14 protein-coding genes are annotated in these 11,993 nt (G+C 67.5%); 9 read left to right on the top strand and 5 right to left on the bottom strand.

Annotation, left to right across the window (positions count from 1 at the left end; genetic code table 11):
• Positions 1-202 precede the first annotated feature (202 nt).
• Complete coding sequence (locus tag AC1DMS_RS31355; RefSeq protein ID WP_478079089.1) at positions 203-1,006, bottom strand: enoyl-CoA hydratase-related protein; 804 nt, start codon at positions 1,004-1,006, stop codon at positions 203-205.
• Between the two features lie 127 nt (positions 1,007-1,133).
• On the opposite strand from AC1DMS_RS31355, the gene AC1DMS_RS31360 reads away from it, so the two are divergent.
• Positions 1,134-1,736 carry a phenylacetic acid degradation protein PaaY gene (locus AC1DMS_RS31360; RefSeq protein ID WP_478079088.1) on the top strand — a complete coding sequence of 201 codons (603 nt, stop codon included), beginning with the start codon at positions 1,134-1,136 and terminating at the stop codon, positions 1,734-1,736.
• A 64-nt stretch (positions 1,737-1,800) separates the two neighbouring features.
• Complete coding sequence (locus AC1DMS_RS31365; RefSeq protein WP_478079087.1) at positions 1,801-2,436, top strand: TetR/AcrR family transcriptional regulator; 636 nt, start codon at positions 1,801-1,803, stop codon at positions 2,434-2,436.
• Here AC1DMS_RS31365 and AC1DMS_RS31370 read toward each other — a convergent pair.
• From AC1DMS_RS31370 to AC1DMS_RS31385, 4 genes are read right to left on the bottom strand one after another with little or no spacing between them, the layout of a single operon-like run.
• On the bottom strand, positions 2,420-3,457 hold the full coding sequence (locus AC1DMS_RS31370) for a VWA domain-containing protein (protein WP_018906472.1): 1,038 nt from the start codon (positions 3,455-3,457) through the stop codon (positions 2,420-2,422). The genes AC1DMS_RS31365 and AC1DMS_RS31370 overlap by 17 nt on opposite strands.
• On the bottom strand, positions 3,454-4,443 hold the full coding sequence (locus AC1DMS_RS31375; RefSeq protein WP_012746391.1) for a DUF58 domain-containing protein: 990 nt from the start codon (positions 4,441-4,443) through the stop codon (positions 3,454-3,456). Before AC1DMS_RS31375 ends, AC1DMS_RS31370 begins: the two co-directional genes overlap by 4 nt.
• Positions 4,424-5,437: an AAA family ATPase gene (locus AC1DMS_RS31380; protein ID WP_478079086.1), complete on the bottom strand. Its 1,014-nt coding sequence runs from the start codon at positions 5,435-5,437 to the stop codon at positions 4,424-4,426. The genes AC1DMS_RS31375 and AC1DMS_RS31380 overlap by 20 nt, the downstream gene beginning before the upstream one ends.
• A 50-nt stretch (positions 5,438-5,487) precedes the next feature.
• Positions 5,488-6,480, bottom strand: coding sequence for a S1C family serine protease (locus AC1DMS_RS31385; protein ID WP_012746393.1), 993 nt, complete (start codon positions 6,478-6,480; stop codon positions 5,488-5,490).
• Between the two features lie 91 nt (positions 6,481-6,571).
• Here AC1DMS_RS31385 and AC1DMS_RS31390 point away from each other — a divergent pair, with 91 nt between their 5' ends.
• The 7 genes from AC1DMS_RS31390 to AC1DMS_RS31420 form a co-directional block, all read left to right on the top strand.
• On the top strand, positions 6,572-7,432 hold the full coding sequence (locus AC1DMS_RS31390) for a TatD family hydrolase (protein ID WP_278876947.1): 861 nt from the start codon (positions 6,572-6,574) through the stop codon (positions 7,430-7,432).
• A 130-nt stretch (positions 7,433-7,562) separates the two neighbouring features.
• A complete protein-coding gene (locus AC1DMS_RS31395) occupies positions 7,563-7,979 on the top strand; it encodes a hypothetical protein (protein WP_012746395.1) in 417 nt (138 codons plus the stop codon).
• Between the two features lie 78 nt (positions 7,980-8,057).
• On the top strand, positions 8,058-8,585 hold the full coding sequence (locus tag AC1DMS_RS31400) for a DNA-deoxyinosine glycosylase (protein WP_307593563.1): 528 nt from the start codon (positions 8,058-8,060) through the stop codon (positions 8,583-8,585).
• Entirely contained in the window at positions 8,585-9,367 is a 783-nt protein-coding gene (locus tag AC1DMS_RS31405) for a spermine/spermidine synthase domain-containing protein (RefSeq protein WP_012746397.1), read from the top strand. The genes AC1DMS_RS31400 and AC1DMS_RS31405 overlap by 1 nt, the downstream gene beginning before the upstream one ends.
• On the top strand, positions 9,364-11,151 hold the full coding sequence (gene tfpB, locus AC1DMS_RS31410; protein ID WP_012746398.1) for a type IV pilus assembly ATPase TfpB: 1,788 nt from the start codon (positions 9,364-9,366) through the stop codon (positions 11,149-11,151). Before AC1DMS_RS31405 ends, tfpB begins: the two co-directional genes overlap by 4 nt.
• 116 nt (positions 11,152-11,267) lie before the next feature.
• Positions 11,268-11,756 (top strand): tripartite tricarboxylate transporter TctB family protein, encoded by a 489-nt coding sequence (locus AC1DMS_RS31415; protein ID WP_012746399.1) that lies wholly within the window; start codon positions 11,268-11,270, stop codon positions 11,754-11,756.
• A 15-nt stretch (positions 11,757-11,771) separates the two neighbouring features.
• Positions 11,772-11,993 (top strand): tripartite tricarboxylate transporter permease (locus AC1DMS_RS31420; protein ID WP_478129075.1); only part of this gene is annotated, 222 nt, incomplete at its 3' end.

Below are 11,993 nucleotides of genomic sequence, written 5' to 3' on the forward strand. Positions count from 1 at the left end.
CTCAATGCCTCGCAAGCGATACAGCTTGGTAGAAAAACCAACCCAAACCCGTGCTTGACTGCGCGAGAAGTCCCGGTACAAGGGGGAGGCCGCAGGCCGGAGGACATTCGCGGAGCAAGGTACCCCGTCGGCGGGAGCGCGCCCTGAACAGCAGCGCCCTGTATGACCGACAACACGACGCAAAGAAAAGCAGGATGTCATCTCAGCGGTCCTTGAACACCGGCGCGCGCTTGGCGCGGAAGGCCTCGACGCCCTCGCGGTAGTCGCCAGCGTTGCCCATCTCGCGTTGGATGCGTGCTTCTGCGGCCAGCGCTGCATCGAGGTCCAGGCCCTGTGCCGCCGCCATGGCCTGGCGCGTGGCGACCAGGGCGCGGGTCGGCATGCCGGCCAGCTTCGAGGCGAGCGCGGCGGCCGTTTCGGGCAGTGCCGCGTCGTCCACGCACTGCCAGATCAGGCCGATGCGCGCGGCCTCCTCGGCCGGCAGCTTGTCGCCCAGCATCGCCATGCCCAGCGCGCGCGCCGAGCCCACGAGCCGCGGCAGCAGCCAGGTGCCGCCGGTGTCGGGCACGAGGCCGATCCTGGTGAAGGCCTGGATGAAGCTGGCCGAGCGGCCGGCCACGACAAGGTCGCAGCACAGCGCGATGTTGGCGCCCGCGCCGGCGGCCACGCCGTTGACGGCGGCGACCACGGGCACCGGTATCGAGCGCAGGCGCGCGACGAGCGGGGCGTAGTAAGCGGAGATGACGTGGCCCAGGTCCTTGGGCGCGGCACCGGGCGCGGGGTCAGGTGCAACGGAAGGATCGGCCAGGTCCTGCCCGGCGCAGAAGGCGCGGCCCGCACCCGTGAGCACCAGGCAGCGCACTTCCGGATCGCCGGCCGCAAGGTCCAGCGCCGCCATCAGTTCGCCATGCAGTTCGGTCGTGAAGCTGTTGAGCGCCGCGGGGCGGTTGAGGCTCAGCGTGCGAACGGCACCGGCATCGCTGGTGAGAACTAAAGGTTCTGGCATGGGCTTGTCTCTGATCCTTAAACACTATTGACCGACCGTCCGGTAGATTTTAAGATCGAGCCCGATGCCAGCACAAGCGGGTGGCTTCAGGGCAAACCCTGAGCCCGCAACAAAGGAGACCGATCGAATGCCCAGCTACTCCATCGACGGCGTGATTCCCGTCGTCGACCCGACGGCTTATGTGCACCCCAGCGCCGTGCTGATCGGCGACGTGATCGTCGGGCCCGGCTGCTATGTCGGCCCCTGCGCCAGCCTGCGCGGCGATTTCGGCCGCATCGTGCTGCAGGAGGGCTCCAACGTGCAGGACCACTGCTGCATCCACGGTTTCCCGGACCAGGACACGGTGGTCGAGGTCAACGGCCACATCGGCCACGGCGCGATCCTGCACAGCTGCATCGTGCGGCGCGACGCGCTGGTGGGCATGAATGCGGTGGTGATGGACGAGGCCGAGATCGGCGAGCAGGCCATCGTGGCGGCCTGCGCCTTCGTGCCGGCCGGCATGAAGGTGCCGGCGCGCTCGCTGGTGGCGGGCATTCCGGCCAAGGTGAAGAAGATGCTGAGCGAGGAAGAAATCGCCTGGAAGCTCGAAGGCACGCAGACCTACCAGGCGCTCACCATGCGCAGCCTGGCCAGCCTGCGCGAGGTCGCGCCGCTGCAGCAGATGGAGTCCGATCGGCCACGCCTGCCCGCCACCGAGGTGCGCTCGCTGATCGCGACGCGGCGCGGCTAGCTTCGTGCAAGATCGCGGGTTGCCCGCAACAACTGCCAATCAATCAAGGAAGAAAGAAGACCCGATGCCGCGTGGAAGATCCGCCACCTATGACGACCAGCGCGAGTTCATCCTTGCGCAGGCCGCCCAGCTGTTCGCGCGCCGCGGCTATCCCGCCACCTCGATGAACCAGGTGGCCGAGGCCTGCAATCTCTCGAAGGCCACGCTCTACCACTACTACAAGGACAAGAGCAGCCTCCTGATCAGCATTGCCGAGACGCACGTGTCCAAGCTCGCCGCGCTGGTGGCCGAGGAAGAGGCCTCGACTCACACCGACGAGGAGCGCCTGCGCCGCTTCATCTACCGCATCGTCGAGGAATACGCCGGCGCACAGGACGCGCACCGCGTGCTGACCGACGACGTGCGCTTTCTCGAAGAAGAAGACCGCGAGCGCGTGCTGAACCAGGAGCGCGAAGTGGTGGCGGGATTTGCACGTGCCGTGTCGGCCTTGCGGCCGGGCGCGCCGAGCGACGACCTCGCCAAGCCGCTGACCATGCTGCTGTTCGGCATGATCAACTGGATGTTCACCTGGATGAAGCCCGGCGGCCGGCTCGACCATGCGTCCATTGCGCCGATCGTGGCCGACCTGTTCCTGGGCGGCATCGGCGAGGTGAAGTCGCCGCCAGCGCGCCAGCTGGATTCCGTCAAAGAATCCGATTGAACCAGAGCAGTGAGAGCCCCGCCGACGCCAGCGTGAGGATGGCCGCGCCCAGCGCAAAGAGCGCCGAGATCTCGGTTTCCTTCTTCTCGACCGTGAGCCGCGAGCTCAGCGTTTCGTAGACCTTCTTCAGGTCGGCGGCGGTGCCGGCGTAGAAGTATTCGGCCTGCGTCTTGTTGGCCACGGCCTTGAGCGTTTCCTCGTCGAGCCGCACACGCATCGACCAGCCTTCGAAGCCGATGGTCTCGCCATCGACCGTGCCCACGCCCACCGTGTAGATGCGCACGCCGCGGTCGGCTGCGGCCTTGGCGGCGTCGAGCGGATCGACGCCGGTGGTGCGCTGGCCGTCGGTCAGCATGATGACGGCGGCCGAGGTGTAGGAGCCCGGCGCCACCGGTGTGAACTCCTTGGCCTGCTTTTCCGCCTGATCGATCGGCGTGCCGCGCTGGCGGCTGGGCGCGCTGAATTGCGAGACGTCGATGCCCGCATCGGGGAACAACGTGGCGAGCGACACCACGATCGCATTGCCCGTGGCGGTGGCGCGCTGCAGCTGGAAGCTGTCGATCGCAGTGATCAGGTCGTCGTGGTTGGTGGTGGGCAGCTGCGCCACCTGCGCGCTGCCCGCGAAGGCCACGATGCCCACCTTGACGTGGCGCGGCAGGTCCTTGATGAAGCTCTTGGCCGCCTCTTGCGCCGCGACCAGCCGGTTGGGCAGCACGTCGGCCGCGCGCATGCTGCCCGACACGTCCATCGCCAGGATGATGGTCTGCTGGTTCGACGGCAGCATCACCACCGCCATCGGGCGCGCGGCGGCCACCAGCATCGCGGCCATGGCCAGCAGGAACAGGAACGGCGGAATGTGCCGGCGCACGCTCTGGCCGGCGCCCATGGCCTCGCGCACGATCGACAGGCTCGCATAGCGCACCGCGAGCTTCTTCTTGCGGCGGATCAGCCAGATGTAGAGCAACACCAGCAGCGGCAAGGCCGCCAGCAACCAGAGGAATTGAGGCCAGAGAAATGTCATGCTGCCACCGCCTTCATGCTGCCCGGGCCGATGCGCATGCGGCGCTTGCGCAGGTCGGCGAAACGAACGATGGCTTCCACCAGGTCGTCGCTGGTCGAAAGCTCCAGTGCGTCGACACCCGCTTTCGATAGCGAGGCGCGCAGCGTGGCCTCGCGCTCGGCGGCCAGCCGCGCGAAGCGCTTGCGGAAGCCGGCGTCGTGCGTGTCGACCCAGAGCTGCTCGCCGGTTTCCGCGTCGCGCAGCGGCACCAGGCCGAGGTCGGGCAGCTCGAGTTCGAGCGGGTCGAAAAGGCGCACGGCAATGACTTCATGCCGCTGCACCAGCTGGCCGAGCGGGCGTTCCCAGCCGGGCTCGCTCAGGAAGTCGGACACCACGAACACGGTGGAGCGGCGCGGCATCAGCGTGGCGGCCGATTTCAGCAGGTCGGCCAGGCGCGTCATGCCTTTTTGCGCGGGCGCGGCCTCGGCCTTGCCGGCGCGGCGCTCCATCGCATGCAGCAGGTGCAGCACGTGGCGGCGGCCGCTGCGCGGCGGAATCACCGCCTCGAGGTCGGTGCCGTAGACCAGTGCGCCCACCCGGTTGCCGTGGCGCGTGAGCAGGCGCGCGAGCACGCCGACGAAGCCGGCGGAGATCTCGCGCTTGGCCTTGAGGCCGGAGCCGAAGTCGACCGAGCGGCTCAGGTCGAGCACGAACCAGGCCGCCATCTCGCGGTCTTCGGTGAAGACGCGCACATGCGGCGTCTGCAGGCGGGCGGTGACGTTCCAGTCGATGTGGCGCACGTCGTCGTGGTGCTGGTATTCGCGCAGGTCGGCCAGGTCGAGCCCGGTGCCGCGCATCAGCGTGCGGTAGTCGCCCTGCAGCAGGCCATCGAGGCGGCGGATCACGGTCCATTCGAGCCGGCGCAGCGCGCGTTCCGTTCCACCGGCCTCGGCGATGAGCCGTTCGTCGTTCGCGGCCGCAGGGGCCTTACGCCACCAGCTTTTCATGTTCGAGCGGTTTGGGAGGAGCGGGGACTGCACGCATGATCTTCTCGATCAGGCTGTCGGGTGTGAGGCCTTCGGACAAGCCTTCGTAGGAAAGCGTCACGCGGTGGCGCAGCACGTCGGGCACCAGCGCGGTCATGTCCTCGGGCAGGGCGTAGCTGCGGCCGCGCAGCAGCGCGAGTGCGCGTGCGCCTTCGGTCAGGCTGATGCTCGCGCGCGGGCTCGCGCCGAAGGTGATGAAGCGGCGCATGTCCTTCAGGCCGTGCTTGTCGGGCGTGCGCGTGGCCGACACCAGCTTGACCGCGTACTGGATGAGCGAGGGATCGACGTACACGCGCCGCGCCTCGGCCTGCAGGGTGGCAAGCTGCTCGGTGCTTGCCACCGGATTGACCTCGACCAGCGAGCCGATCACGCGCTGGACGATGACGAACTCTTCCTCGTCGCTCGGGTAGTCGACCAGCACCTTCATCATGAAGCGGTCGACCTGCGCCTCGGGCAGCGGATAGGTACCCTCGGTTTCGATGGGATTCTGCGTGGCCATCACCAGGAAGGGGCGCGGCACCTTGTGCGTCTCGCCGGCAATGGTGACTTGGCGCTCCTGCATCACTTCGAGCAGCGCGCTCTGCACCTTGGCCGGCGCGCGGTTGATTTCGTCGGCCAGAAGCAGGTTGGCGAACACCGGGCCCAGCGAGGTGCTGAACTCGCCGGTCTTCTGGTTGTAGATGCGCGTGCCCACCAGGTCGGCCGGCACCAGGTCGGGCGTGAACTGGATGCGCTTGAACTGTCCGCGCACGGTGTCGGCCAGCGTCTTGATGGTGAGTGTCTTGGCAAGGCCCGGCACGCCCTCGACCAGCAGGTGCCCGCCCGCGAGCATGGCCACCATCACGCGCTCCAGGAAGCGGTCCTGGCCCACCACCACGCGCTTGACCTCGTAGAGGATCTGCTCCATCAGTTCGGCCGTGGCGGGAGAGGTGGAAAAGGGGTTCTCTGTGCTCATGCGGGGCCTCTCGGTAAACAACAATCGAAAGCGTCGGGGGATGTTCCTGGCTAGAACGGCGGCGAGCCCGCGGCCGAGGCCGCGTTCTCTATGGGCACCGCAAAGCCGATGCCGATGAAGGTGCGCTGCTGCGTGGGGTTGAGGATGGCGGTGACGATGCCCAGCACCTCGCCGTCCATGTTGATCAGCGGGCCGCCCGAGTTGCCGGGGTTGGCAGCGGCGTCGAACTGGATCAGGTTGCCCAGTTCCTGCTTGCCTTCGGGCGAGCGGAACGAGCGCTTCAGGCCCGACACCACGCCGGCCGACACCGAGGGGCCGATGCCGAACGGAAAGCCGACCGCGGCCACCTGGTCGCCGGGCTGCAGGTCTGCGGTCGAGCGCATGACGGCGGGAATCAGGTCGTCGGGAATCTTCTGGGCCTGCAGCACCGCGAGGTCGTTCTCGGGTTGCACGCCGGTGATGGTGGCCACGGCCTCGAGTCCGTCGGAGAAGGTGACCTTGATGGTCTCGGCGCCGGCCACGACGTGCAGGTTGGTGAGGATCACGCCCTTGTCGACGATGACCACCCCGGTGCCCACGCCGCGCTCGACCTCGCCCGGAGGCGCATCGGCTTCGGGCGGCTTGCCCTTGGCCATGTTGCGGCCGCGCTTCTGGGTCTTGGCCTCGGGCGTGGCCTTCTCGGGGCCGTAGCCGACCACCCGCACCACCGAGGGCCGCACGATCTCGGCGGCCTTTGCGGCGGGCGAGGGAAGCGTGTGGGTCTGCAGCGTGCGCAGCACGGCCGAATCGATGTCTTTCTGCGTCAGCGCCTTGCCCTGCCGGGGCCACCAGGTGGCGCCGCCTGCAACCAGCGCGGCGCACAGCACGAGGAGGAATGCGAAGCTGCGCCGGCCCGGCTGCCAGCCGGCCTTCGCGTGCGGCGGGGGTGGCGCGCCATTGCCTGCTGCGCCCTCGGGCGACGGCACGGCAGCCTCTTGGGCCGCGGAATCGGCCGCTTGAGGCAGCGTGCGGGGCGAACGGCTGTAGAAAGCGGGCCTGCGCATCGGGGCACCTCCGGCAAGGGATGACGGGTCAGTAGGGAGTCACAGTAGCACGCTTTCTTCTGCCTTGCATCCCTTCGGGCATCATCTGGCCATGGCTGTTTTTGTCGATACCCACTGCCACCTCGATGCGCCCGAATTCGGTGCGGAAATGCCGCTCGTGCGTGCACGGGCCGCCGAAAGGGGCGTGGTGCTGTGCGTCATTCCCGCGGTGGCGGTCTTCAACTTTGCGACCGTGCGCGAGCTCGCGCGGATGCAGGGCGATGCCTATGCGCTGGGCATCCACCCGCTGTGCACCGGCAATGCAGAGGAGGGCGACCTGGAGGCGCTCGATGCCGAGCTTGCCGCGCACCGCGGCGATCCGCGGCTGGTCGCGGTCGGCGAGATCGGCCTCGACTACTTCGTGGAAGGGCTGGACAGCGACAAGCAGCAGCACTTCTTTCACACTCAGTTGCAACTCGCGCGCAAATACGATCTGCCGGTGCTCATCCACGTGCGCCGCTCGGTCGACAAGGTGCTCAAGCACCTGCGGCAGACCGCGGCCGGCCGGCCGTGGCAGGGCATTGCCCATGCGTTCAACGGCAGCGAGCAGCAGGCCGCGGCCTGCATCGGGATCGGCCTGAAGCTGGGCTTCGGCGGCGCCGTGACCTTCGACCGCGCATTGCAGCTGCGGCGGCTGGCGGCCACGCTGCCGCTCGAATCGATGGTGATGGAAACCGATGCACCCGACATCCAGCCGCATTGGCTCTACCGCACCCAGGCGCAGCGCGCGGCCGGCGAAGCGCAGGGCCGCAACGAACCGGGCGAGCTGCCGCACATCGCCGAAGTGGTGGCGCGGCTGCGCGGCATCGGCATCAATGAACTGGCCGAAGCCACCACCCGCAATGCGCTCGCGGCGCTGCCGCGGCTCGAAAGCCTCCTGTCCTTGTCGGAAGGCCGGCCGCACACCGCGTAGGCCGACATCCCGTCTTGCGATGGCGCAACGAAGCCTGCGGGTTTGCTGTCATCCTCGGTGCTCGAAGCGGCGTTTCTTGTCCAGTGGCAAGTTCGTCACTCCAGCATCTCATCCCAAAAGGAGCTTTCGCATGAACACATCTTTCATCCGCACCGTGCCTGTCGTGCTCGCCCTCGCGCTGGCCTCCATCGGCGTGTCCGCCGTGGCCCAGACCACCGCCGCTCCGGCCGCCGCAGCGCCGGCGCCAGCCACCGCGGAGCCCAGCACCACCGAGAAGGTGAAGGAAGCCGGCAAGGACGCGGTCGATGCCACCAAGCGCACGACCAAGAAGGCCGTGAACGCCACCGAGCGCGGCACCAAGAAGGCCTGGAACGCGACCAAGCGCACCACCAAGAAGGCCACCAATGCCACCAAGAGCGTGGCTGCCAAGACCGGCGACGCCGTTGAAACCGCCGGCCACAAGACGGCCGACGGCATGCGCAGCGCCGGCAAGGCGATCGGCGAGAAGGTGCCCGGCACCGCCGAGAACGAAGCCGCCAAGAAGTAATCGGAATATGCCTTCGGAAGAACCCGCTTCGGCGGGTTTTTTCATGGGCGGGCGACAGTGCCAAGATAGAGCCTGTCCATGAACCCACCCACCGCATCCGACACCGGCAGCCCCGTGCTCACGGGCCTGGCCCCCATCGTCTCGCCCGCCACCGTCGTACTGATCCTGGGCAGCTTCCCGGGCGTGCGCTCGCTCGAACTGCAGCAGTACTATGCGCATCCGCAAAATCAGTTCTGGAAAATCTTGCAAGCCGTTTGGCCCCACCATCCGCTCCCCATGGGCGCAGACAGCTATCCCGAGAAGAAAAAGTGGCTGCTCGAGCGCGGCCTGGGCGTGTGGGACGTGTACGCGGCCTGCGAGCGCGAAGGCAGCCTCGACTCCGCCATCCGCGCGCCCGTGGCCAACGACATCGCGGGCCTGCACCTGCCCCGGCTCGCGGCCATTGCGCACAACGGCGGCGAGAGCTTCAAGCATGCGCGCCATACGCGCACCCTCGGGGTGCCGGTCTACCAGCTGCCTTCCACCAGCCCCGCCAACGCGTCGTGGAGCTTCGAGCGCAAGCTCGAAGCCTGGCGCAAGGTTTTCGACGCCCACCACCTTCTTTGATGGCCACGAGCAAAACTCCCGTTCTCCCCGAAGTCAACTTTTCCGATTGGGGCGACATCCGCTACCTGCACCTGGGCACCGAATGGGTCCAGGGCTCGATGAAGCTCGACGCGCCGTTCGAGATCGAACTCGAATACGTGCAGCGCATGATGGCCTGGCTGCTGTTCGCCGACCCCAAGAGCGTGGCCAGCCGCCATGCCATGCAGCTGGGCCTCGGCGCGGCCACGCTCACCAAGTTCTGCCGCAAGACGCTGCGCATGCGCACCACCGCGGTGGAGCTGAATCCGCAGGTGGTGTCGGCCTGCCGCGGCTGGTTCAAGCTGCCGGCCGACGACCCGAAGCTGCGCGTGGTCATTGCCGATGCTGCGCAGGAGATCCGCAAGCCCGAATGGCAGGGCACGGTCGATGCGCTGCAGGTCGACCTCTACGACCATGAAGCCGCCGCGCCGGTGCTCGACAGCGAAGACTTCTACGCCGACTGCCGCGCGCTGCTCACCGAGGACGGCTGCATGACGGTCAATCTCTTCGGCCGCTCGTCGAGCTACGAGCGCAGCCTCGAGAAAATCGCCGGTGCATTCGGCGCCGATGCGGTCTGGGCCTTCAAGCCGACGCGCGAAGGCAACACGGTGGTGCTGGCGCAGCGCGCACCCAGCCGGCCCAAGCGCGAAGCCCTTGCCGAGCGCGCCCAAACGATCCAGACTCGATGGGCCCTGCCCGCGCCCAAATGGCTGCGCGTGTTCAAACCGCTGAATCCCACCCTCACCCGACCGTCCGGCCCATGAGCGCTGTTTCCGCCCCCGCATCCCTGGCCGCCCGCCACGAAGGCCCGCTCGACCTGCGCCGCCTGATCGAATGGCTCGCCGCCGACGGCGTGATTTCTCCGGTGGAAGCCAAGCGCACCATCGCGCGCTGCGCCCAGGCCGAGAGCCGGCAGGCCCCGCTGGTGCGGCTGGCCAACGTGGCCATGACGCGCGAGAGCGACGGCAAGCCGCTCGACCTCGAAATGCTCACGCAGTGGCTCTCCGGCCGCGCCGGGCTTGCCTACCTGCGCATCGATCCGCTCAAGGTCGACGTGGGCAAGGTCGCCGACACCATGAGCGCGGCCTACGCCGAGCGCCACAAGGTGCTGCCGGTGCAGGTGCTGCCCAACGAGGTGGTGGTGGCCACGGCCGAACCCTTCCTGACCGACTGGATCGCCGAGGTGGAACGCCAGTCGCGCCGCACCGTGCGCCGCGTGGTGGCCAACCCCACCGACATCCAGCGCTACACGGCCGAGTTCTTTGCGCTCGCCAAATCGGTGCGCGCCGCGCAGAAGGCCGGCGGCAACACCGGCGGCGCGAGCTTCGAGCAGCTGGTGGAGCTGGGCAAGAGCACCAAGCAGCTCGATGCCAACGACCAGAGCGTGGTGCAGGTGGTCGACTGGCTCTGGCAATACGCCTTCGACCAGCGCGCGAGCGACATCCACCTGGAGCCGCGGCGCGAGCAGGGCGTGATCCGCTTTCGCATCGACGGCATCCTGCACCCGGCCTACCAGATGCCCATGGGCGTGATGAACGCGATGGTGTCGCGCATCAAGCTGCTGGGCCGCATGGACGTGGTCGAGAAGCGCCGCCCGCTCGACGGCCGCATCAAGACGCGCAACATGCGCGGCGACGAAGTCGAAATGCGCCTTTCCACCCTGCCGACCGCCTTCGGCGAGAAGATGGTGATGCGCATCTTCGACCCCGACACCGCGGTGAAGGACCTCGACGCGCTCGGCTTCGCGCAGCACGACGCGCAGCGCTGGGAGCAGCTCGTCACGCGGCCCAACGGCATCATCCTGGTGACCGGGCCCACCGGCTCGGGCAAGACCACCACGCTGTACTCCACGCTCAAGCGCGTGGCCACCGAAGAGGTCAACGTGAGCACGGTGGAAGACCCGATCGAGATGATCGAGCCTTCGTTCAACCAGACCCAGGTGCAGCCGCAGCTCGATTTCGGTTTTACCGAAGGCCTGCGCGCGCTGATGCGGCAGGACCCGGACATCATCATGGTCGGCGAGATCCGCGACCTTGCCACGGCCGAGATGGCGGTGCAGGCAGCGCTCACCGGCCACCTGGTGTTCAGCACGCTGCACACCAACGACGCGCCAAGCGCCATCACGCGGCTGATGGAACTGGGAGTGCCTTCCTACCTCATCAACGCCGTGATGCTCGGCGTGCTGGCCCAGCGGCTGGTGCGCACGCTGTGCCCCAACTGCAAGCAGCCCGACGACACGGTCACGCGCGAGAAGCTCGAGACCATCGTCAAGCCCTGGCAGATCACCGGTTCGGTGCGCGCCTACAAGCCCGTGGGCTGCGTCGACTGCCGCATGACCGGCTACATGGGCCGCATGGGCCTGTACGAGCTGCTGAGCATCAGCGAGGACTTCAAGGCCCAGGTCACCAAGGAGCCCAACCTGGCCGGGCTGCGCCGCCAGGCCGTGATCGACGGCATGCGCCCGCTGCGCCTGGCCGGGGCGCTGCGCATCGCCGAAGGCGTCACCACCATCGAGGAAGTGCTGAGCGCGACGCCGCCGCTGGAGTGAAGCAGCGGCCGGGCCCCCGGGGTTATCCCTAGGCTTTCGGTTAGTGGAATCCACATCGAGCTGACCACCAGCTGACTAGACAATCTCGCATCGAAATTTGTTCGAGGAGACTGTTCGTGAAAATCAAGAGTCAGAAAGACTTTTTCTCGGGTCTGATGTTTACGGTCGTGGGCGTGGCGTTCGCATGGGGCGCCACCACCTACAGCGTAGGCAGCGGCGCCCGCATGGGGCCGGGTTATTTCCCGTTGATGCTGGGCATCCTGATGGCCGTCATCGGCCTGGGGATCATGTTCAGCGGCCTGACCGTCGAAACCACCGACGGCGAAAAGATCGGCAAGTGGGCCTGGAAGCAGGTCGTGTTCATCCTGGGCGCCAATCTCGCGTTCGGCATCCTGCTGGGCGGCCTCCCGAGCCTCGGCGTGCCGGCCATGGGAATGATCATCGCCATCTACGCGCTCGTGATCATCTCGAGCCTGGCGGGCCATGAGTTCAAGCTCCCCAGCGTGCTGATCCTGGCCACCGTGCTGGCCGTCGGCAGCTATGTCGCCTTCATCTGGGCGCTGAAGCTGCAGATCCAGGTCTGGCCGACCTTCATCACCGGTTGAGAAGAAAGCGCGCAAATGGAATTGTTTGAACACCTCTCGATGGGTTTTGGCGTTGCCTTTACCTTCACCAACCTGCTGTACTGCCTTGTCGGCTGCATCCTGGGCACCCTGATCGGCGTGCTGCCGGGCATCGGCCCGGTCGCGACCATCGCGATGCTGCTGCCCGCCACCTACGCGCTGCCGCCCGTGTCGGCGCTGATCATGCTGGCCGGCATCTACTACGGCGCGCAGTACGGC

This window comes from Variovorax sp. 05T418 (assembly GCF_056396385.1).